This is a genomic window from Helicobacter sp. 11S02629-2 (assembly GCF_002272875.1).
Lineage (GTDB): Bacteria > Campylobacterota > Campylobacteria > Campylobacterales > Helicobacteraceae > Helicobacter_I.
In genome coordinates, this window is record NZ_MLAN01000011.1 from 1 (window position 1) to 22,448 (window position 22,448).

Below are 22,448 nucleotides of genomic sequence, written 5' to 3' on the forward strand. Positions count from 1 at the left end.
CATTTTGCATAGACTGAGTTATCTCTTCTATAGCAGTAGCAGATTGTTCTAAAGAAGAAGCTTGTGCATTAGAGCTAGTTGATAGATTAGTAATTTGTGTATTTAGCTTTTTAGCTTCTTCATTAAGTAAAGAAGCAAAGCTTAAAGAACTTTTTAACATCTTTCTTATTTCTTCTCCTAAGGCATTAGTTACTCTTTCTACACTACCTTTATTAGCTATATTACCTTTATCATCTAATACAGAAGTAGAGAAATCTAATCTAAGATAGCTATCAAATACTCTTTCTATTTCATTCATATTACTTCCTATCTTAGTTTCTAATACATCTAACATATTATTAAGTACATCTTTAAGTTCTAGTAATTGAGGATTAGCAGGGTTTTTAGTTATACGTATACTTAGATTACCTTCTTCTATAGTCTTAGCTACTTCTAGGGCTTGTGATACTGCTGAAGAGTCTTTGGAGAGAGAGTTTCTTGTTTTATCCATAGCAGAATCTATAGCTTTTGCCATCACTCCTAATTCATCAACTTGCTTAAAATCTAGCCTTTTTACATCTTCTCTGCTTTCATGGTTTATAAACGCAAAAGTATGAACTAGTGTTGTTTGTATCTCTTTAAGCCTTTTTATAAAAGTCTTTTCTATATAAAAATAAAATAAAAGAATAATAACTATGATAGCCACTATAGAAGCTATGATAATAAATGTCACAAGAGAATATAAGTCTTTTAATATCTCGCTTTCTGGAACCGTTATTAAAGCACTCCATTTAAGATTAAAAGGAGGGATGATAAAAGTTTGCGTAGAAAGCGCTCTTTTAATGCCTCTAAAAGATGTGACATGAGAAACATCACTAAAGTTTGACATCTTATCAATGACATCTTGCTTGAACTCAGGCGTATTATTTATATCAGCTAAAGTTTTGCCTCTGTACTGCTTTAAAGTATCTGCTACGATTATGCCTTTTTCATTTACTATATATCTATCTACACCACCATAGACAAGTTTGCCTACTGAATGAGTTAAAGCTTCATTTAAAAAGTCTAAATTTATCCTCTGTTGTATTAAACCAACTACTTTACCGTGGTGAAAGATTGGAAAGTTTGCTGAGATTGTATAGACATCTTTGCCATTTATGTTGCGTAATGTTGGATTACCCAGAATTGGCTTGGCACTTTTAAATGCAGTTTGTGGAGTTTGAGAAGATAGCATGATGCGTTCAGTAGTAGCCCTATCAAGTAGTTTTACACTATCTGCTTCTTGAAAAGAGCCCGCAAAGATTCCATCTTTACTCATAGAATCTCCACCATTTAAATTTAGATAAATCCCGCTAAATACTATTGATTTATTAATTTTATTGATGATGTAAGCCTCTTGGCTTAAAGTCTCTATATCTACACTTTTATTAGAATCTAGTAGCAAGCCTATATTTTCCGCACTCACCAGCCCAGAGGACACAGCATCCCTCATCTGAAAGTTTATATAGTTGCCTATACTCCTAGCCCTTGAAGCCATGATATTGTCTGCATTATCTAACATACTTCTTTGCACGTTTATAATCACTGCGAGCACAAGCAGTGCAATTACAATTATAATAATGCCTGCTATGCTTAAGCCTATCTTTAATCCTATGCGTCTTGAGAATACATTTTTAAGCAATCGTTTACCTTTTTTTAAAAATACGCTTCTTTATGTTAAGAATAGTTATCATTCTAACCGTTTTTTTTTTTTTTGTAAATATCAAGAAAGTATTAAGTTAGTTTTAATAAATATTGACATATTGGATTATAAAGATTTGAGGAAGGGTAGATATTAGGCTTTAATCCATCCTTCTACTCCCCTTTGCTAGGAGAGAAAAAGATGGCAATAGGATACTTTTAAAGATGAGAGAGGAAGCTAGTAGAAGGAACTTTCTTGTGTATGTCTTTGATTCTAGATGTAGCTTTAAACTTCTGCTACATACTTATCCCTTTCATCTTTTTTTGTGCTTTTAGTAGTTGGCAAAAGTAAGACTTTATAGCTAGCTTTAGAATCTAAAAAGACTAAAGTTATAACATCACCTACTTTTATGTCCTTTGCACCTTTGGCAACTACGCCATTAACTAGCACACTTTGGTTATCGCACATATCTTTTGCAAGACTTCGCCTCTTGGTTAGATTAACTGTGTTTATAAACTTATCTAGTCTCATTTTACTCCTTTTAGTAAGCTTTATGTGTCGCTACTTAAACCTAGCATTACTTAATAGCTACTTTACGCTTAGCTTTATCTGGCTATCTTCTAAGTCAAACTTGATGGTTTTTCCTTCAAAGTTAGAATCACTACTTAGTATAAACATAGCAAGCTTATCTTCTATCTCTTTTTGCATACTTCTTTTTAAAACTCTAGCACCATAGGCACTATCAAAAGAAGAATCTATAATATAAGTTTTTACCATATCACTTAGCTCTACTTTTAGCCCTCTTTCTTTTAGCCTTTCATTTAAGTCTTTGACTAGTAAGTCTATGATTTTAAGCACACTTTCTTTTTGCAAGGCTTCATAGATGACTACTTCATCAAGCCTGTTTAAAAACTCTGGCTTAAAGTGGTGCTTTAACTCAGCATGTATAGTTTTAGATCTCTCATCACTATCTTTAGAATCTAATATAAGACTTGAGCCTATGTTAGAAGTTAGGATGATGATAGTGTTTTTGAAATCAACCGTTACGCCTTTATTATCAGTTAGTCTGCCATCATCTAGGACTTGAAGCAAGATATTAAAGATATCTGGGTGGGCTTTTTCTACTTCGTCAAAAAGCACTACAGAGTAGGGCTTGCGTCTTACTGCTTCAGTTAAGATCCCACCTTCTTCATAGCCCACATAGCCCGCACTTGCACCAATTAAACGGCTTACATCATGCTTAGCCATGTACTCACTCATATCTATCCTTATAAGCTCTTTTTGAGAGTCAAAAAGAAATCTCGCCAAAGCCTTAGCACTCTCAGTCTTACCAACCCCTGTAGGGCCTAAAAAGAGGAAGCTTCCTATAGGTCTTTTTGTATCGCTAAGGCCGGCTTTATTACGGATGATGGCACGACTTATCGCATCTACTGCTTTATCTTGTCCTATGACTTCACTTTTTAAGTGGTCTTTTATGTGCAAGATTCTTTCTTTATCACTTTGAAGCATTTTGTTAACTGGGATATTAGTCCACTTTGAAAGCACTTCTGCGACACTTTCTTTATCTACTGCGTTTCTAAAAAGATTAGAGTTTTTAGTGACATTATCCCACTTGCTTTCATACTCTTTTAGTACTTTTTCAAGTGCTGGGATTTCTGAGTACTCTATCTTTGCTGCTAGTTCAAAGTTAGCTTCCCTTTTAGCCTTAGCGTTATCCCTTTTTAAGGTGTCAATCTTAGCCTTAGTATCAGCCACATCGTTAAATATCTTTTTTTCACTTTCAAACTGGGCTTGCAAAGACCCCATATTTTCTTTTAAGTTAGCAAGCTCTTTTTCTATCTCAGTAAGCCTGTCTTTGTTTTCTTCTTTAGATTCAAAGATTAGTGCTTGCTTTTCTACTTCAAGAGAGCTTATCTCTCTTTTTAGTTTTGAAAGCTCTTTTGGCTCAGTCTCAAGCGTCATCTTTAACTCACTAGCTGCTTCATCTATTAGATCAATTGCTTTATCAGGCAAGAATCTATCTGTGATATATCTAGCTGAAAGCTTACTTGCAGCAACTAAGGCACTATCATGTATGCTTACATTGTGGTGGTTTTCAAGGGTGTTTTTTATACCGCGGAGGATTTGTATGCTTTCATTAACACTAGGCTCTTTTATACTTACTGGTTGGAATCTCCTAGCCAAAGCTGCATCTTTTTCAAAGTACTTTCTATACTCTTTTAAAGTAGTAGCACCTATAGTTCTTAACTCTCCACGCGCTAAGGCTGGCTTTAAGATATTAGCAGCATTCAAGCTTCCTTCACTTCCACCAGTGCTAGAAAGTGTGTGTATCTCATCTATAAAAAGGATGATATTATCATTACTACTTGCTTCATCTATAACGCTTTTTAGTCTTTCTTCAAACTCACCTTGATACTTTGCCCCAGCTATAAGTGCTGTCATATCAAGTGAGATAAGAATCTTGTTTTGCAAAGAAGTTGGCACTTCTTTAGATTCTATCTTTAAAGCTAGTCCTTCTACAACAGCAGTTTTTCCAACTCCGGGCTCACCTAGTAAGATGGGGTTGTTTTTAGACTTACGCATTAAGATCTGCATAACGCGCTCTATCTCTTCATCTCTCCCTATAACTGGGCTTAGCTTCATGCTAGCAGCTTGTGCACTAAGGTTTATACCGTACTTTTCTAGGGCTTCTAAAGTGTCTTCAGCGTTTTTGGAATCTAGCTTTTTGCCACCTCTTAAAGTCTCAAACTTTTTATGTAGCTCTAAAACATCTATACCTTTAAAGAAGGGCTCAAACTCTTTTAGATTAGCTCTTATATAGCTATCTACTCCTATGTAGGTGTCTCCTAGACTTGCTGCGTAGGCACTTGCATTTTGTAAAGATTTCAAAAAGCTCTGGCTTATGCTTATGTTTTGTAAAGTCACATTACTAGCAGTTGGCTTAGAATCTAGGGCAGCTTTAAGCTTTTCATCCAAAAGGGCTCTATCTTTTTCATCTAGACATCTATAAAGCATAGAATCTGAGTTACTACTAAGTGCTAGTAGCATGTGCTCATCTAACACTTGGCTGTGTTTATAGTGTAAGGCTAGGTTTGCAGCTTTATCAAGGGCTGTTGTTAGTTGGTTAGTAAGGTTGTTAAGTAAGTTGTTATCTTGCATGATGTGGCTCCTATGTAGATTCTATATTTTAGCAATCATGCATTATAACTGCTAAAAGTTAACAGACTTAGTAAAATGTATCAAAAAACTTTAGCTTAGTACTATCAACTTTTGTAAGCCTTTTAGTATGAAGTTTTATAAGTTTAGTTAAGTCAAGCTTTTAAGCATAGGCCTTTTCTACCTCTAAGCCCTGCTCTTTTAGCCACGCTAAAGCAAGGTTAGCTTCTTTGCCTTTTATCTCTAAGACTAGATGTCCTATCTCTTTACTTCTTAGCTCATCTATATGACCACTTATGATATTTACTTCTATATCAAAGTGCTTTATGGCTTGAGAGATTAGGGGCTGTGAGTACTTAGGGCCAGTAAAAACTACGCGGTAGATAAACTCACGCTCTATCTTTATAGCCTCTAGCTCATCTTCATAGCCTAAAAGCTCTTTTGTGACCTTATTACTAGCCTTAGCAAAGATGCTAATCACATCTCCACTTTCTACGATTTTACCAGCGCTTATAACGCACATCTTATTACAGATCTCTTTTATAACTTCGATTTGATGGGTGATTAAGACTATGGTTAGTCCAAGCCTTGCTTGTAAGTCTCTAAGTAGCTCTAATATGTCTTTGGTAGTTTTAGAATCTAGTGCAGAAGTGGCTTCATCACAAAGCAAGACTTTAGGGTGATTAGCTAAGGCTCTAGCTATAGCGACACGTTGTTTTTGCCCACCACTAAGCTCTTTTATATAAGAATCTTTTTTTTCACTTAAGCCAACTAAGCCTAAAAGTTCATTAACACGCACCTTTATATCGCTTCTCTTCCAGCCTGCTATCTCTAGGGCGTAGGCTATGTTTGAGTAGACATTTCTTGAGCTTAAGAGGTTAAAGTGCTGAAATATCATGCCTATTTTTTGGCGGGTAAGCTGCAAGTTTTTAGAATCTAAACTAGCGATATTTATGCCATCTATTAGCACCTCTCCACTTGTTGGCAACTCTAGTGCGTTAAGCAGTCTTATAAGCGTAGACTTGCCAGCACCTGAGTAGCCTATGATCCCAAAGATATCTCCTTTTTGCACTTCTAAGTTTATGTCTTTTAGGGCTTCAAATCCGTTGTCGTAAGTTTTATAAACATTTTTAATAGAGATTATGGCGTACTCCTTTTTGTAGTTTTCACAGAGTGCAAGTTTCACATAGTGAGTGTATAATAGTTTCAATACTAAATTTTAAAGTATAATCAAAATTAAGCTTAACATAAGGCAAAAACATGATAGAAGTTTTGATGATAGAAGATGATCTTGATATAGCTGAAGTTTTAACTGAGTGCTTAAAGCAGCATGACATTAACGTTACTAATTTTGATGAGCCCTATACTGGTATGAGTGCGCTAAATGTAAAAAACTATGATTTACTTTTGTTAGATTTAAACCTTCCTAATCTTGATGGTATGGAAGTGTGTAAAAGAGTAGCTAAGCAAAAAAATATACCTATAATCATCTCTAGTGCAAGAGGCGATATAAACGATAAGATTAACGCCCTTGATAATGGGGCTGATGACTATATACCTAAGCCTTATGACCCAAAAGAGTTAGCCGCAAGGATCCACTCTCTCCTTAGACGCTACTCTCAAAAAAGCCCAGAAGTTAAAACTAGCGAAAAAGCTTCTATATTTAGGATAGACAAAAACAGCCATGAAGTTTACTTTCAAGATAAAAAGTTAGATCTTACAAGGGCTGAGTATGAGATACTAACCTTGCTTATAAGTAAAAAAGGGCATGTTTTTAGCCGCGAAGCCATAGCTATAGAATCTGAAAGTATAAATCCAGAAAGTTCTAATAAAAGCATAGATGTGATAATAGGCCGTTTAAGATCAAAGATAGAAGAAAATCCAAAAAACCCAAAACATATAATCTCAGTTAGAGGCGTTGGATATAAGCTAGAAGGCTAGAGTAGCTTTTAGATTCTAGTAGATGGAATCAAAATACATGCTTGCCACGCCTATCTAAAGACCTCTTAGCACGTGATCTAGCATAATGATATAGAAAGGATTCTATATCTTGTGTGCTGCACTCCTAGCATATGATATAAGATAACTACCTACATAAAAACGCTAGATTTTGAAAACTTACAGCTTTGCTTAGCTACTTTTTTGACCAAAAGCATCCCTTATGCCTTCACCTATAAAAACTAGCGAGCTTAAGATAAGCGAGACTATGACAAAGGCAACTATTGCTAGGTGAGGGGAGTGGAGGTTGTTTTTAGCTTGATTTAAAAGCTCCCCTAAGCTTGGTGTGCCTATAGGCATACCAAAGCCTAAAAAGTCTAGGCTTACTAGCGTTGTAATAGAGCCTGCGATGATAAAAGGCAAGTAAGTTATAGTTGCTACTAGTGCATTTGGTAAGATGTGTATAAAGATTATACGTGTGTTGCTAAGTCCTAGGGCGATACTTGCTTTTACATAGTCGTGTGCCCTTGCACGTAAAAACTCAGCCCTTACAACGCCAACTAAACTCATCCAGCTAAAAGCCAAAGTTATAAGTAGTATAAACCAAAAGTTAAGCGTCACTAAGCTTGCTAGGATGATAAGTAAAAAAAGTGTAGGAACTGAACTCCATATCTCTATAAATCTCTGACCAAAAAGATCAACCAAACCTCCATAGTATCCTTGCAGTGCGCCTACTCCTATGCCTATGATACTACTTAGTAAGCTTAGTATAAGTCCAAAGGCTAAAGATATAGAAGTGCCATAAAGCACGCGGGTTAAGACATCCCTCCCTTGGTCATCAGTGCCTAAAAGATGCTTTAAGCTTGGGCTTGTAGGCGGTATAGTTTTAAGGTGCCAGTCTATGCTTGAAGGACTGTAAGGGATTGGCGCTTTTATGATAAAGGCATCTTTAAGTAGGTGTTTTACATAGGGGTCATTATAATCAGGGCTTGTGTAAAACTCCCCACCAAAAGTAGTCTCTGGATAGTTTATAAAAACCGGGAAGTAGGCCTTGTGGTCTTTGTAGATAAAAAGTGGTTTTTCATTAGCTAAAAAAGGTGCAAAAAGGCTTATAACGCAAAGAAATATAAAGATAAAGAAAAACACTCTCGCACGCCTATTAGCATAGAATCTTTTTATGCGTAGTTTAAATAAGGAATCTATTTGTACTTCCTTAGGCTCTGCTTCATCTAAAAGCATGCTAGCAGGGACTTGGTTGTTATCTATGATTGGTGCTTTTGTATATTTAGATTCCATCACTAGCTTTTTGCCTTATCAAAGTTTATACGCGGGTCTATGAAAGTATAAAGCACATCGCTTATTATCCCCATTATTAGCCCTACTAAGGTGAAGATAAACAGTGTGCCAAAAACTACTGGATAATCTCTCTTAACTATAGAATCAAATCCTAAAAGCCCTAAGCCATCAAGACTAAAGATTATCTCTATCATGAGGTTGGAGCTAAAAAACATACCAACTAAAGTAGTTGGAAACAAAGACACCACTAAAAGCATAGCGTTTCTAAAAACATGAAAGTAAAGTATCCTTTTTTCACTAGCCCCTTTACTTCTAGCTAGTACTACATACTGCTTACCTAACTCATCTAAAAAGGAGTTTTTTACTAGCAAAGTTAGAGTTGCAAAGCCACCTATGCAGATGCAAATTATCGGTAAGGCTATATGCCAGAGGTAGTCTACTATCTTGCCAAAGAGGCTTAGGCTTTCAAAGTTATCGCTAGTTAGACCTTTTAGCGGAAAGACATCAAAGTAGCTTCCACCTGCAAAAAGCACTATCAAAAGTACGGCAAACAAAAAAGCAGGTATGGAGTTAAGGATGATGACTATGAAGCTTGAGATGGAATCAAAGTTAGTGCCATTTCTAACTGACTTTAAGATTCCAAGAGGGATAGATACAAGATAGATTATAAGCGTGCTAAAAACACCTAGGGTTATAGAGACAGGGAGTTTTTCTTTTATGATGCTTATCACACTTTGGTCACTATAAAAGCTATCTCCAAAGTTAAGTGTCGCATAGTTTTTAAGCATAAGCCAAAAGCGTTCGCCCAAAGGCTTATCAAAGCCATACATCTTTTTAAGCTTTGCTATTAACTCAGGCGGGACTCCTTCAGTACCTTTATAGTGCTCTTTAGTATTAAGCGTGCTTTCAGTTTTAGCATTTGCAGTTAGCTTTGCAGTCATTTGTTCAATGGGTCCACCGGGTGCAACTTGGATGATAAAAAAGTTAATCGCAATAATCCCAATCAAAGTTGGTATGACTAGTCCTAAACGCTTTAGGATGTATATAAACATTATTTACTCCGTGCATTAAAGCATGATTATAGCAATGTATAATTTAAGTTATCAAAACGTAAAGTTAGGGTTTTTATATGTCACAAGTAAGCAAGGCTTTGCACATCCAAGGTCAGTGGGGTAGTTTTGTCCCAAAGAAGAATCTAAAAAACCTCTCTAAAGAGTTAGAAGGCTATGCAGATTCTGATATCTTAATCTACTTTGAAAATGCAAGAATAAGCATGCTTTTTATCTCTTTTTTAAGAGAGCTTTTAGTGCACAACCGTATCAAAAATGTCTATGTTTTTTCTAACGATAAACTTATGCTTAGTATGCTTCATCAACTAAGCTCAGATAAGTTTAACCTTTTCATAAATGGTGCATTTTTACCTTTTTGTATAGATGAGAGAACTGACTGTCTAATCAGAAAAAGAAACTATATAGTTTACTTAATGGACTTTATAGGTAGAAAAGTAGTAAAAGCCTTAAAGCACACAGTACTTTTTTTAAACTTTTTAGGACTAGTTATCTACTCCTTTCTTAGCTACTTTGTAAGGCCTAAGCGATTTCGCATAGGCTCAGTGTTTTATAATATGTCTAACTCTGGCTTTAAAGCCCTTTTTATAGGAGTAGTGACTGCTTTTATAGTGGGCTTTGCTATAAGCTTACAAGGTGCTTTGCAGCTTAACTCACTAGGTGTGCCTTTAATGAGTATAGACACAACAGCCAAACTTTCTTTAAGAGAGATGGGGCCTTTTATACTAGCCCTTGTTATAGCTGGGAGAAGTGCTTCATCTTACACTGCTGAGATTGGCTCTATGAAGCTAACTGAAGAGATGCAAGCTATGCACACTATGAATCTAAGCATGATGCACTTTTTAGTTTTACCAAGAGTTATAGCCCTTATAATAGTTATGCCATTAATGACTTTTGTGGCTGATGCTTTTGCACTTTTTGGTGGGATGCTTGCTATAAAGTCATCTTTGCATATAGGCTTTGAGCAGTATATAGATAGATTCTATGAATCTGTTGCACTTTATCACTTTTGGATAGGGATTATAAAAGCGCCATTTTTTGGCTTTGTGATAGCAATAGTAGGCTGCTTTTATGGCTTTTTATGTAGTGGTAATACCCAGTCAATTGGCAAGTACACTACAAGAAGCGTAGTAAGTGCCCTCTTTTGGATAATCGTTGTTAATGCGGTTTTCTCTCTTATCTTTTCTAGTCTTGATTTATAAGGGAGTAAGATCGTGGAAAACATCATAGAAGTAAGCAATCTTAGCACAGCTTATGGGAGCTTTAAAGTCCATGATGATATAAGCTTCAAAGTCAAAAGAGGCGAGATCTTTGCCATACTTGGAGGTAGTGGAAGTGGTAAAACTACCTTGCTTCAAAGCATGATTTTTATTAATAGACCACTTAGTGGGACTATAAAACTAGAAGGCATAGATATATGGAAGATAAAGCCAAGTAGACGCTATGAAGTTATACAAAAGTTTGGAGTTGTATTTCAGTTTGGTGCACTTTTTAGTTCTCTTAATGTTTTACAAAACATAACTATAATGCTAGATGAGTACTCTAAATACCCAAAGCATCTTTATCACGATATAGCTGTTTTTTGGCTAGAAAACGTTGGGCTTGGCAAGGATGTATGTGAAAAGATGCCTGATGAGTTAAGTGGAGGGATGAAAAAAAGGGTGGCTTTAGCACGTGCTTTATGTATAGAGCCAACAGTGCTTTTTTTAGATGAGCCAACTTCTGGGCTAGACCCTGCAAGTGCTGGTAAGTTTGATATGCTTATAAGGGACTTAAGAGATAGATTTGGTGTGACTATAGTTATGGTAACTCACGACTTAGATTCTGTCATAGATGTTACAGATAGATTTATCTTGCTTGAAAAGAAAAAGATTATATTTGAAGGGACTTGGAAGGAGTTTGCAGTGCTTGCTAATAGCGGTAAGATTAAAGATTCTATATTTAACTCCTATAGGGGAGAGCGATTTTGGAAGCATTAAGAAGGTAGGAAGTTAATGGAAAGAAATGTAAATTACGTAGCTATAGGGATAATCTTTTGCCTACTTTGCGTACTTATGGTTATCTTTATAATCTGGATAGGGCGTATAGATGTTGGTGATTCTGAGTATAAAAGCTATAAGGTTTATACTACTAGTGATGTAACTGGCATAGGTGTTAACACTCCTGTTAGATATAAAGGCATATCAGTTGGAAACATCACCAAGATGGCTTTTTCTAACAAAAGAGATGGAGTAGTTGAGATAGATGTAGATATAAGTAAAGATATACCAGTTAAAAAAGGATCAGAGCTTATGATAGATTCTCAAGGCTTAGCAGGGCTTAACTACTTAAACCTAGTCCAAAGTAAGAATCCAGAAATCATAACTGATAGCAAAGATGCTACCCTTTCACTTAGTAAAAACGCAATAGGCAAGCTACTTGATAACGCCCAAGATATATCAAAAGATATGCAAGATATAGTTGCAAATGTCAAAACACTAACTAGTCCAAAATACACAAATGAGATAGTCCATACACTTGATTCCTTCCAAGATACAAAGCAAAAACTTGATACGCTTTTAGTAAATACAAATAAGCTAGTTGTAAACTTAAACACTTCAGTGGCAAGGGGAGACTTTAGATATAAAGATATAGTTGCCCCACTAGCTAATCAACTCCAAGATGGAATCTCTCAGATGCAGTCTTTTTTTCAAAGGGCTAATGGCTTTTTAGATAGGGTAGAAAGAGACCCCTATGATACTTTGTTAGGTAAGCGTGAGCTTAGTAGATAGCCTAGCTTGCAAGACTATATAAACTTATAAAGAGGTAGAAGCTTTGAATCTAAAACATCTTTTATTATTACCAGTTGTAGCCTTTGGTCTTCAAGCCTGCGTAAGTCTTAATCTAAAGGCTACCTTACCACCACAGACTTACTACAGTCTAGACAAAGAGACTATAACTCCAACTTGCCAAGGCATACTTGAAAACATAAAGCTTGAAACCACCGTCTTAAGCCCTTATGACGCTAAGGACTTGCTAGTTATAAATAGTGATGGTGAAGTTAATAGTATAGATTCTATAAAATGGGTGGACTTGCCAAAAAACATGCTAAGAAATCTAGTAGTAAAACTAGCTTTAAACAACTGCATACACATAAGCACTCAGGCTTCTTACTCAGAAAAACTTGACACATTGAGGCTTTATGTTAATGACATGCATTTAGTTGTAACTAATGCTAGTGAAGTAAGGGATAATCCTAACTTAGAAAAAGAATACAGCTCTAGAATCTTTTTAGCCTATGACTTACTTTCGCCTAATGGAGTTAGGCTAAAAAGTGGAGTAGTGCTAACTACAAGTAAGGATAAAAATCCAGTCTATGCCCTGCAAGATGCCTTAAAAAGTGGGGCTTTGAAGGTTATAGGACAGGTTAAAAGTTATAATGATGAGGTAAAAAAAGATTCTAAGACTAAAGAAGATAAGTCTATACCAAAGGCAAAAATATGAAAATAGCAACTTATCTAAGCACTCTTGGAATCTGTGCAAGTGCCCTTTTTTTAATAGCTTGTAGTGATAGCACAGTTAGTAGTGATAACTATGATAAGTACTTTCAAAAGTACACAAAAACCATCTCTACAGCAGAGTGGGAAAGGATGCAAATAACAGCCCTTAATAATAGCTATAAGATACAATTTAGCAATATAAACACTACCAAAACTCAAAACTGCACCCTTTACTCACAAGGTATATTTTTAAACGAAAGCACAGCTAAAGTCTCTAGCGGACTGCTTTTAAGACCTAATAAAGCTAAAGATATGACCATAGTTGTTAAGCAGCTAAAAAAAGGTATAGATGTAAAGATATCTAATATGCCAAAGTTTATAGAGATCTGTGGTGATATACATGCAAATGCAAGTGGTGCATATGACTTAAGTGAGTAAAGATTAATTTAGCTTTATAATAAAGCTTACTTTACTATCCATGCCATATAATTTTATCTACCTAAGCCTTCTCATCCTAGAAGCATTTAGCTTATAAATCTTGCTAGCTTTATGCTTTTTAAACCCCCTTTTATCTAACACATAAACATCAGCCACGCTTTTAGCAAACTCCAAAGAAAACTCTCCCTTATGCATATTTGCAGAACTTGAGTAAAGCCCAGATTCAAAAAACTTTAAAAAAAGATTAAAGTTAGTATCTTTACTTACCCTAAAAGATTTACCTTTAATAATAAAACTTTGCCTTTTAGCATGCCTTACATGAGACTTAAAAGCACTTGGAATCCTAAGTTTTTTAAAGTTGACAAACTGAGTTAGAAGCTTTTTTTTAGATGGGGCATTTTTTGTGTGGTTTAAAATAGCTTCATTAGTGCTTAAAAGCCCTAAAGTAGTATCAGTTTGGGCTAGGTAGACTAGGCTTTGCAAGATTACCTCCTTATATTTGGTAGAATCTAGAGTTATGATTACTTAAATTGTATCTTTTGTGGTTGTATGTTATGTGAGTTTTTAAAAACTAAAGGAGTTGTGGGTGCTATATTTGCTAAGTTTTGGAGACATCAGATATAAAAAAGCACACGCTAAGCTTAAGGCAAGTGCTTTAAAATATGGTGTTGATAAAGTTATCTTAAAAGATCAGTTTGACCTTTTTAAAAACCATGACTTTATACTTAAAAACCGCTACACACTACGCCAAAAAAGAGGTTATGGCTACTGGCTTTGGAAGCCTTACTTAATCTTGCAAACTTTAGAATCCTTAAACGATGATGATGTTTTATTTTACTGTGATGCTGGAGTTGAGATCTTACAGCCTTTAAAAAAGCTTTTAGACAAGATGGATGATACTAAGCCTTTGTTATTTCACATAGACCATATTAACTTACACTGGGTTAAAAGGGTTATCTATGAAGCTATGAAGATAGATTCTAAAGACTATGCTAAGTTTCAAAATGCCCCTCAGCTTGCTGCAACTTATATGTTTTTAAGAAAAAATGACTTTACTTTAAATCTAATAAAAGAGTGGCTTAGGCTTTGTGAGATTCCATTTTTAATAGATGATAGCCCTACGCCAAGCTTAGAAGAGTTTATAGGCTTTAAAGAAAACAGACACGACCAAGCTATCTTAGCTATGTTAAAAACAAAATATGATATAAAGACATATAGAGACCCTAGTCAGTATGGAGCAAAGTATGATGACTTTGACACACAAGTTTTTAACCTTCACAGACTTAGAAGTCACAAATGGTTCCACAGAGAGAAGTTTCCCTTCTACTATCAGTGGAAAGAACTAAACGATAAAGATTGCAAGTGAAACAGTTTTTTAAACGCTACTATCCCTATATAAAGCAGTACAAGCTTTACTTTTTTTTCGCCATAGTTGGTATGATCCTAGCAAGTGCGGGGACTGCTGGAGTGACTTATATCATGAAGCCTTTGATAGATAAGATATTTGTAGATAAAGATATGAGTATGCTTTATATCCTGCCTCCAGCCCTTATCATCATCTTTTTAGTAAAAAGTCTAGGGGTTTATACACAAACTTATTTTATGAGCTATATAGGGCTAGATATAGTTAGAAAAGTGCGTAATGACATGTTAGATCACTTACTAAGCCTTGAGATGGCATTTTTTAACAAAAAGCGAAATGGCGAGCTAATCTCTCGTATAACTAATGATATAAATGTCATCCGCGCTGGAGTTAGTCACTATATAACAGACTTTGCAAGAGAGATTTTAACCATCATAGGACTAGTAGCAGTTATCATCTATCAAAGCCCTATACTTGCCATCATTGGCCTTATCATCATGCCTCTTGCAGCTATCCCTATAAATATCATAGTTAAAAAGCTAAAAAAAGTAGCACGTGCTTCCCAAGAGACTAATCAAGATATAACTTCAAGACTAACTGAGATATTTAACAATGTAGAGATTATAAAAGCAAGTAATGGCGAAACTATAGAATCTAAAAACTTCAAAGATGGAAACATGCGCTTTTTTAAGCTAACTATGAAGTCTACTAGGATCTCTCAGCTAGTATCACCACTTATGGAAGTACTAGGTGCTATAGCTATAGCCATAGTTGTCATAGTAGGAGCCTTTCAAACACAGCATGGAACTCTTACTACTGGAGGCTTTTTCTCCTTTCTAACTGCTATGCTTTTAATTTATACACCAATAAAGCGTGTATTAGCAAGCTATGCTGCTTTTCAAGAAGTGCTAGTCGCAGGTGATCGTATAGGTCAGATACTAGATGTTAAAGCTGGTATAAAAGATGGAAAAGAGACTTTAAGTCCTCCTGTAGATTCCATAAAGCTAGAAAATGTAGTGCTTCACTATGACGACTTTGCTGCGTTAAATGGAGTTAACTTAAGCTTTGCTAAAGATGAGATAACCGCCATAATAGGCAAAAGTGGCGCTGGGAAAAGCTCTCTAGTTAGCCTTTTGCTAAGGCTTTATGATGCAAGTAGTGGAAGCATTGCTATAAATGGAGTAGATATTAAAAACTTTACTCAAACTAGCTTAAGAGATAATATAGCTATAGTGACCCAAAGGATCTTTATCTTCCATGACACCATAGCAAGTAACGTAGCCTATGGTAGCGAGATAAATAAAGCACGTGTAGAAGAAGCACTAAAGATCGCTTGTGCGTGGGAGTTTGTAAGCTCTTTAGAAGAGGGCATGGAGACTGTGCTAGATGAGTTTGGCTCTAATCTAAGTGGTGGTCAAAGACAGCGTATAGCTATAGCTAGGGCTATATATAAAAATCCAGATGTGCTGATACTAGATGAAGCTACTTCAGCCCTTGATAGTCAAACTGAGCTTGCCATAAAAGAAGCCTTAGAGAGGATAAAAAAAGGAAAGATCATCATCCTTATAGCCCACAGACCAAGTACTATATCACTAGCCCATAAGATAGTTTATATGAGTGAAGGAAGCATAAAGGCAATTTACAGTGCTAAAGAGTATGAAAAGATAAGCAGTAGTCTTACTTATGATTAAGCACATATAAAAGTTAGCGGTTAAATATAAGCTTGTAAGTCAAAGTATATTCTCGCCTATTTTACGCTGATAAAAAATAGATTCCATAAATTTATAGAATCTATTGTTTATTAAAGTCATTTCAAGACTGCTTAGTAGTCATGGCAATTAGATATTAAAAAGTATAAAAGACTGTGTTGGTTTTAGAGTGCCTTAGTTGCCTAAAATCTATGGTGTGGTAATCAAATACAGAGCTATCCTTACTTAGAGTGCATGAAGCTACAGTCTTAGAATCTACATTAAAGTATAAGTTATAGGTATCTCTATATAAGTTTTTTCCTTTGGTGAAGGGAAGTGTTTAGAGGCTTTTTTGATAGTTTTTATAGCTGCTTCATCAAGTATGTCATGTCCTGAGCCTGAGACAACTGTGATATCACTTACTTTAGGACCGATATCTATCAAAAACTTTACTACAACTGTGCCTGTATAGCCCCTACGCTCAGCTATAGCTGGATACTTGTGCCTTTTAGCTATGGCGTCTCTTATAGCTTGAAAGAAGGCATCTTGCACGCCATCGCTTGCTTTTAGCACCTTTATAGTTTTTGCATCATGGCTAGTGCTTAAAGCCTTATCGCTTTGCTTGTTGATATTATCTTTTTGTGGGGCAACTTTTGGTGCGTCATCAGTTTCTTTTTTTGGCTCTTCTTTAGGGGGCTCTTTTTCAACTGGCTTTTCTATAGGCTTTTCAACTGGCTTCTTTTCAGCACGTATAGGGCTTGGGTCTTTTTTGATAGCTATATCTCTTTTGGGCTTAGGCTTTGGTTTATGCTTATGTTTAGGTTTTGGCTTTTTTGGCTCTGGCTTTTTTACAGCCTTGGAGGCGTGTACTGGCTTATCTATAGTTTGGGCTAACTGGGCTAGGTTGATAGTTATGGTGTTTGGGCTATCTTGCTTTATCTCTTTTGCAGTACTAAAGTGAAGCACCATCACAAGAAAGATAATAATACTTAGTACTAAAGCTATGATGTATCCTGCCCAGTCGCATAGTATAGCCCTTAAAGTACTTTTCATGTTTTATCTTTTTTCGGTGATTATCTCAAACTTATCTTTATCATGACCATTTTTGGCAAGTAGATTTAAAACTAAGACAAAGTTATCATAGCTTGATTTCTTATCTCCTTTAAACTGCACCATTTCATCTTTTGGGAGGCTTTCTAGCTTGCTTTCTAGCTCTTTAGTTGATACTTCTTTATCATCTATGTAGATTTGGTTGTCTTTGTTTATAACTATTAGTAGTTTTTTATTGTTTTCTTTTACCACTTTAGAATCTGAAGCATTTGGCACATCTACTTTTATCTTGCCTTGGGCTATGAAAGTAGATACGGACAAGACTATGGCTAAAAGCACAAGCATGATATCTATAAAAGGAACTATATTTAATCCATCTCCTCTTTTTATCTTCATCACTCTTCTTCTTTGCTTGATATGTTATTTAGGGTTTTAAACTGGTTAAGATTTCTTTCAGCTATCCTTAAAAAGATATTGTAAAGCACAAGGGTTGGGATGGCTACTACTAGACCAAGGGCTGTGGCTTTTAGGGCTAAAGATAGACCTACCATGATAGTTTTTACATCTATGTTGCCACTTCCACCCATGTCATAAAAAACAACCATGATACCTATAACTGTGCCTAGCAGCCCAACATATGGGGCGTTAGAGTAGACTATGTGGAGTACTGTTAGATTCTTAGTGACTTGGTTTTCTACCTCTGATATGTCTTTATAAGCCTTAAGTTTAAACTTGCTAAAAAAGATTATTCTCTCTATGCTAAACCATATGACTAGTAAGCCCATGAAACCTAAAACACTAAAGACCATGGGGTCAAGATACTCTTTTAAGAACTCCATAAAACCACTCATTTGCACCTCCTAGACTATGCTAAAAACTAAGGTATGTAAAGAAATATTGTAAGACTAAAATTATCAATATTGTAAGCTTTTTAAAATTAAATAGTTATCAGTTTGTGCTAAATATGATAAGTACTTTTAAAAATTGTTATCATTGTTAATAATAATATAAAAAATGCTATTTTGCGTTAGATAGTCACTGTATAAAGTTAAAAAGGCTCTAGAAATGGTCTTTTAAGAGTTGAAAAAGAAGGGGTGATCTTTATAAAAAGATCACAAAAGTTAGTTTATTTTAAGCTTTTTGATATGACTTTGTCTATAAGACCATACTTTGTAGCTTCTTCAGCGTCCATGAAAAAGTCTCTATCACAGTCTTGGATTATCTTTTTGATGCTTTGTCCTGTGTTTTTAGCAAGGATTTCATTTATCAAAGTTTTCATCCTGCCAATTTCTTTAGCTTGGATTTCTATATCGCTTGCTTGACCTTTAGCCCCACCAAGAGGTTGATGTATCATAATACGTGAGGTTGGAAGGGAGTATCTTTTACCTTTTGCTCCACAGCTTAAAAGGAAAGCGCCCATAGAAGCAGCCTGCCCTATGCAGATAGTACAGATATCTGGCTTTATATAGTTCATAGTGTCATAGATACTAAAGCCACTAGTTACACTGCCACCGGGCGAGTTTATATATAAAAATATATCTTTAGTGGCATCTTCGCTTTCTAAAAATAATAACTGGGCTACTATACTACTTGCCATGTTATCTTCTATCTCACCACTTAGCATAACTACTCTATCTTTTAAAAGACGTGAGTAGATGTCATAGCTTCGCTCACCTCTGCCTGTTTTTTCTATGACGTAAGGTATGTAGTTCATGTTTACTTCTTGCTAGTATCTAGCTTGGAATCTAAAAGATTAGTGATTATCCTATCTTCTATCATGGCCATTTTAACTGCTGGGAAAAGGTTGTTTTCTTTGTAGTAGTTTAGTACTTCTTGAGGGTTTTGCTGTGAAACTAAAGCTTCATAATACACTGCTTGCATAACTTCATCATCTTTTACTACGACTTTTTTCTCTCTTGCTATCTTATCTATGATAAAAGTAACTTTCACACTTAAAGCAGCAGCTTCTCTAAAAGATTCAAACTTTTCTTTTACCTTTTCTTGATCACTACTTAGCTTATCTATATCTTCTTTGCTTAGGCTTCTTACTTCGTTATTAAAAAGTACATTCATCTCTTGCTCTATGATGTTTTCTGGTAGGTCAAAAGTGAACTTTTCAGCCATGTTCTTTAGCACTTCTTGCTTTAAGTCATCATTATAAAGTTTTTGCTTAGCTTCTTTGAAAAGCTCTTCTTTAGTCTTTTCTTTTAGCAAGGCTAGATTAGCTTCTTCGCCTAAGATCTTTTTAGCTAGGGCGTCATCTATAGCAACTTGTTCTCTTTCTTTTATGGCATTTAGTGTTACTTTAAAAGTTACAGGTTTGCCAGCTAGATGCTCTGCTGCATAGTCACTTGGAAAAGTGATATCTACATCTTTAGTCTCACCTACTTTCATGCCTACTAGTGCTTCTTCAAAGCCCGGTATAAACTGCTTAGAATCTATTTCTAAAGCAAAGTTTTCAGCACTACCGCCTTCAAACTCTTTGCCATCTATAAAACCTTTAAAGCTTATATCTGCTATTAGTCCATTTTCCAAAGTGTCTTTTTTAGATTCCACTAAGTTTGCTTGTGCTTTAGCAAGGTTTTGCAGTCTTTCTTCAACTGCTTCATCAGTTATAACTGGTGCTTCAAAGCTAGGCACACACTCTTCTAGGTTGGCTAGATCAAACTTAGGATAAAGTCCTATTTTCAAAGAAACATCTATGTTGCCATCTTTTTCTTCAAACTTAGTTATAGCTGGCTGCCCAAGTGCATCTTTTACTTCTACTTTTAGCTCTTTTAAAGCATCATCATAAAACTTATTTAAAAGCTCTTGCTTAGCTTCAGATTCAAGCTTATCTTTATACTCTTTTTTCACCAAACTAACTGGCACTTTGCCCGGTCTAAAACCGTGCATTTTTATAGTCTTTGCATATTTTGTAGCTAGAGAATTAATCTTTTCATCTAACGCAAGCTTTGGTATTTGTCCCTCTGCAGTTGCATTAGCTTCATTTACTCTATTTGTAGTCATTAGCGTTCCCTTAAGAAGTTGTTAAGTAATCTTGCATTATAACCAAAAAAACATATCCTAAAAGTTAAGTTAAGAGCACATAATGTCATTACACAATCTTAAAATGAAGCTTTCCCAAAATATCAATCTTTCTCCACAATATGGAATCATAGAAGCGGTTGAAACAAACATCATAAAAGCTAGTGGCTTAAGCCCATCAGTAGGGGATGTAGTAAAGCTTTTAAAAAGCGATGGAAGCAGTAGTGAAGGTATAGTTATATCAACTCAGAGAGAGACTTTTATCATCTCGCCTTTTGGTTTTACTGAGGGCTTTAAAAGTGGTGATAAGATAATGATACATAAAGAAGGGCTTAACATGCCAGTAGGAGATGGCCTCTTAGGACGCGTTATAAACCCACTAGGAAAGCCTCTTGATAACTTAGGGGATATTAAGATAGACGCCCATGTGCCAATCATTAGTCAGCCTATTTCTGCTTTAAAAAGAGGCCTTATAGATGAAGTCTTTAGCGTTGGAGTTAGAAGTATAGATGCCTTGCTTACTTGTGGAAAAGGGCAAAAGATGGGGATCTTTGCTGGAAGTGGAGTAGGGAAGTCAACTCTAATGGGCATGATAGTTAAAGGAAGCAAGGCGCCTATAAAAGTTATAGCTTTAATTGGCGAAAGAGGGCGCGAGGTACCAGAGTTCATAGAAAAAAACTTAAATGGGAATCTTGAAAATACCGTGCTTATAGTAGCAACTAGTGATGATAGTCCTTTGATGAGAAAGTATGGTGCTTTTTCTGCTATGGCAGTGGCTGAGTTTTTTAAGTCGCAAAATAAAGACGTACTATTTATCATGGACTCAGTTACTCGCTTTGCCATGGCACAGCGAGAGATTGGCCTTGCACTTGGCGAGCCTCCAACTTCTAAAGGCTATCCGCCAAGTACTTTAAGCCTTTTGCCTCAGCTTATGGAAAGGGCTGGTAAGGAAGAAGGTAAGGGGAGTATTACTGCATTTTTTACAGTGCTAGTTGAAGGAGATGACTTAAATGACCCTATAGCTGACCAAAGTAGAAGCATACTAGATGGTCACATCATGCTAGATAGGAATCTAACTGACTTTGGAATCTACCCGCCAATTAACATCTTAAGTAGTGCTTCAAGACTTATGAATGACATAATAACTCCAGAGCACAAAAAAGCTGCCATTAAGTTTAGAAAGATGCAAGCTTTGTTAAAAGAAAATGAAGTCTTAATACGCATAGGAAGCTATCAAAAGGGCAATGATAAAGACCTAGATGAAGCCATAGATAAAAAGCAGGATATAGAAGACTTTTTAAAGCAAGATGAAAACGAGAAGTCTGAGTATGAAGAGTGCGTAAAAACACTAATAGAACTTTGCTTTTCAAACACGTAGTTAAACCTATCTAAATGGGCTATAAAGCCTCTTGTCTTGTTTTGCAAGTTAAATGAGTGTGATAGAAGCATCAACAGGGGTAATGCAAGACTGCTACATGGATGTAGATATCTTCTAGTACTAGATTACAAGATTCTTATTATCACTAACTTCAAAGACTTGCAATTAGTGATAGCTTGCTAGGTTTAAAGCATATGGCCTAGTTTTTTCTTCTTATCTTGGAGATACTTTTCATTATACTCATTAGGCTTAATGATGATGCTTTCTCTTTGTACTTTTGCGTATTTACCCATCTCATCTACCTTCCTTGGGTTATTAGTTAAAAGCTTTATCTCTTCAATATTAAAATGCTTAAATATCTCTCCAACTATGCTGTACTCTCTAGCGTCTTTTGCAAAGCCTAAGGCCTCATTAGCCTCAACTGTGTCATAGCCCTTATCTTGCAAACAGTAAGCATTAATCTTATTGAAAAGACCTATACCTCTTCCTTCTTGCCTTAGATATATAAGCATACCCCCAGCTTCTTTAATCTGTTCCATAGCCAAAGCAAGCTCAGGGCCACAGTCACACTTCATAGAGCCAAAAACATCGCCAGTTAAGCACTCAGAGTGCACTCTAACTAGAGGTACTTTAGGGAGTGGGTCAGTAAAGACTACAAGGTGTTCTAATATCTTATCATCAAGGTACTCTTTAAAAGCTACAGTAGTAAATAGGCCAAAACGAGTAGGTAGCCTAGCAGCATTTGAAACTTCAAACTTCATTTTCACAACCTCCATAAGGGTAATTCAGCCAGTAAGTTTAGCTAAAGTAGATAACAAATACTAAGATAATAATCAAATTGATTTTCAAAACTATCTATATAATGCAAAAGCTTATATAGCTTTCTTAAAATAAAAGTAGTTTGTAGG

At 35.7% G+C, this 22,448-nt stretch carries 22 protein-coding genes; 9 read left to right on the forward strand and 13 right to left on the reverse strand.

Going from position 1 to position 22,448, the window contains the following annotated elements:
- The 4 genes from BKH40_RS06780 to BKH40_RS06795 all read right to left on the reverse strand — a co-directional run.
- Nucleotides 1–1,660: methyl-accepting chemotaxis protein (locus tag BKH40_RS06780; RefSeq protein WP_095278075.1), on the reverse strand; the 1,660-nt coding region annotated here is incomplete at its 3' end.
- A 285-nt stretch (nt 1,661–1,945) separates the two neighbouring features.
- On the reverse strand, nt 1,946–2,191 hold the full coding sequence (locus BKH40_RS06785; protein ID WP_095278076.1) for a S4 domain-containing protein: 246 nt from the start codon (nt 2,189–2,191) through the stop codon (nt 1,946–1,948).
- Between the two features lie 57 nt (nt 2,192–2,248).
- Nucleotides 2,249–4,819, reverse strand: coding sequence for an AAA family ATPase (locus BKH40_RS06790; protein WP_095278078.1), 2,571 nt, complete (start codon nt 4,817–4,819; stop codon nt 2,249–2,251).
- 160 nt (nt 4,820–4,979) lie between these two features.
- The gene (locus BKH40_RS06795) at nt 4,980–5,960 is read right to left on the reverse strand and encodes an ATP-binding cassette domain-containing protein (RefSeq protein WP_095278154.1); all 981 of its coding nucleotides are present in this window, start codon (nt 5,958–5,960) and stop codon (nt 4,980–4,982) included.
- Nucleotides 5,961–6,076: 116 nt separating this feature from the next.
- On the opposite strand from BKH40_RS06795, the gene BKH40_RS06800 reads away from it, so the two are divergent.
- On the forward strand, nt 6,077–6,757 hold the full coding sequence (locus tag BKH40_RS06800; RefSeq protein ID WP_095278080.1) for a response regulator transcription factor: 681 nt from the start codon (nt 6,077–6,079) through the stop codon (nt 6,755–6,757).
- A gap of 189 nt (nt 6,758–6,946) precedes the next feature.
- On the opposite strand, the gene BKH40_RS06805 is transcribed toward BKH40_RS06800, so the two are convergent.
- Nucleotides 6,947–7,993, reverse strand: a complete 1,047-nt coding sequence (locus BKH40_RS06805; RefSeq protein WP_180675157.1) for an ABC transporter permease — start codon at nt 7,991–7,993, stop codon at nt 6,947–6,949.
- A 59-nt stretch (nt 7,994–8,052) separates the two neighbouring features.
- A complete protein-coding gene (yejB, locus tag BKH40_RS06810; RefSeq protein WP_095278082.1) occupies nt 8,053–9,102 on the reverse strand; it encodes a microcin C ABC transporter permease YejB in 1,050 nt (349 codons plus the stop codon).
- Between the two features lie 77 nt (nt 9,103–9,179).
- Here yejB and BKH40_RS06815 point away from each other — a divergent pair, with 77 nt between their 5' ends.
- Genes BKH40_RS06815 through BKH40_RS06835 form a run of 5 tightly spaced genes read left to right on the forward strand, consistent with a single transcriptional unit; the run spans nt 9,180 to nt 13,034 of the window.
- Nucleotides 9,180–10,319, forward strand: coding sequence for an ABC transporter permease (locus BKH40_RS06815; protein WP_095278084.1), 1,140 nt, complete (start codon nt 9,180–9,182; stop codon nt 10,317–10,319).
- A gap of 12 nt (nt 10,320–10,331) precedes the next feature.
- A complete protein-coding gene (locus BKH40_RS06820) occupies nt 10,332–11,096 on the forward strand; it encodes an ATP-binding cassette domain-containing protein (protein WP_095278085.1) in 765 nt (254 codons plus the stop codon).
- Between the two features lie 15 nt (nt 11,097–11,111).
- Nucleotides 11,112–11,888 carry an MlaD family protein gene (locus tag BKH40_RS06825; protein ID WP_095278087.1) on the forward strand — a complete coding sequence of 259 codons (777 nt, stop codon included), beginning with the start codon at nt 11,112–11,114 and terminating at the stop codon, nt 11,886–11,888.
- 43 nt (nt 11,889–11,931) lie between these two features.
- Nucleotides 11,932–12,600 (forward strand): hypothetical protein, encoded by a 669-nt coding sequence (locus tag BKH40_RS06830; protein ID WP_095278089.1) that lies wholly within the window; start codon nt 11,932–11,934, stop codon nt 12,598–12,600.
- Nucleotides 12,597–13,034: a hypothetical protein gene (locus BKH40_RS06835; protein WP_095278090.1), complete on the forward strand. Its 438-nt coding sequence runs from the start codon at nt 12,597–12,599 to the stop codon at nt 13,032–13,034. The genes BKH40_RS06830 and BKH40_RS06835 overlap by 4 nt, the downstream gene beginning before the upstream one ends.
- Nucleotides 13,035–13,091: 57 nt before the next feature.
- Here the strand turns inward: BKH40_RS06835 and BKH40_RS06840 are convergent, their stop codons facing one another.
- The gene (locus tag BKH40_RS06840) at nt 13,092–13,517 is read right to left on the reverse strand and encodes a hypothetical protein (protein WP_095278092.1); all 426 of its coding nucleotides are present in this window, start codon (nt 13,515–13,517) and stop codon (nt 13,092–13,094) included.
- A gap of 103 nt (nt 13,518–13,620) precedes the next feature.
- Here BKH40_RS06840 and BKH40_RS06845 point away from each other — a divergent pair, with 103 nt between their 5' ends.
- Nucleotides 13,621–14,400 carry a hypothetical protein gene (locus BKH40_RS06845; RefSeq protein ID WP_095278094.1) on the forward strand — a complete coding sequence of 260 codons (780 nt, stop codon included), beginning with the start codon at nt 13,621–13,623 and terminating at the stop codon, nt 14,398–14,400.
- A complete protein-coding gene (locus tag BKH40_RS06850; RefSeq protein ID WP_095278095.1) occupies nt 14,397–16,088 on the forward strand; it encodes an ABC transporter ATP-binding protein in 1,692 nt (563 codons plus the stop codon). The genes BKH40_RS06845 and BKH40_RS06850 overlap by 4 nt, the downstream gene beginning before the upstream one ends.
- Before the next feature lie 273 nt (nt 16,089–16,361).
- Here the strand turns inward: BKH40_RS06850 and BKH40_RS06855 are convergent, their stop codons facing one another.
- From BKH40_RS06855 to tig, 5 genes are all read right to left on the reverse strand, one after another.
- Nucleotides 16,362–17,138 carry an energy transducer TonB gene (locus BKH40_RS06855; protein ID WP_095278097.1) on the reverse strand — a complete coding sequence of 259 codons (777 nt, stop codon included), beginning with the start codon at nt 17,136–17,138 and terminating at the stop codon, nt 16,362–16,364.
- 3 nt (nt 17,139–17,141) lie between these two features.
- Complete coding sequence (gene exbD / locus BKH40_RS06860) at nt 17,142–17,531, reverse strand: TonB system transport protein ExbD (protein ID WP_095278099.1); 390 nt, start codon at nt 17,529–17,531, stop codon at nt 17,142–17,144.
- Entirely contained in the window at nt 17,531–17,986 is a 456-nt protein-coding gene (gene exbB / locus BKH40_RS06865) for a TonB-system energizer ExbB (RefSeq protein WP_095278100.1), read from the reverse strand. Before exbB ends, exbD begins: the two co-directional genes overlap by 1 nt.
- Nucleotides 17,987–18,261: 275 nt before the next feature.
- Nucleotides 18,262–18,849: an ATP-dependent Clp endopeptidase proteolytic subunit ClpP gene (gene clpP, locus BKH40_RS06870; RefSeq protein WP_095278102.1), complete on the reverse strand. Its 588-nt coding sequence runs from the start codon at nt 18,847–18,849 to the stop codon at nt 18,262–18,264.
- A 2-nt stretch (nt 18,850–18,851) separates the two neighbouring features.
- Complete coding sequence (tig, locus tag BKH40_RS06875; protein WP_095278104.1) at nt 18,852–20,144, reverse strand: trigger factor; 1,293 nt, start codon at nt 20,142–20,144, stop codon at nt 18,852–18,854.
- Between the two features lie 82 nt (nt 20,145–20,226).
- On the opposite strand from tig, the gene fliI reads away from it, so the two are divergent.
- Nucleotides 20,227–21,540: a flagellar protein export ATPase FliI gene (gene fliI, locus BKH40_RS06880; RefSeq protein WP_095278106.1), complete on the forward strand. Its 1,314-nt coding sequence runs from the start codon at nt 20,227–20,229 to the stop codon at nt 21,538–21,540.
- A 185-nt stretch (nt 21,541–21,725) separates the two neighbouring features.
- Here the strand turns inward: fliI and ribA are convergent, their stop codons facing one another.
- On the reverse strand, nt 21,726–22,301 hold the full coding sequence (ribA, locus tag BKH40_RS06885; protein WP_095278108.1) for a GTP cyclohydrolase II: 576 nt from the start codon (nt 22,299–22,301) through the stop codon (nt 21,726–21,728).
- Nucleotides 22,302–22,448: the final 147 nt, after the last annotated feature.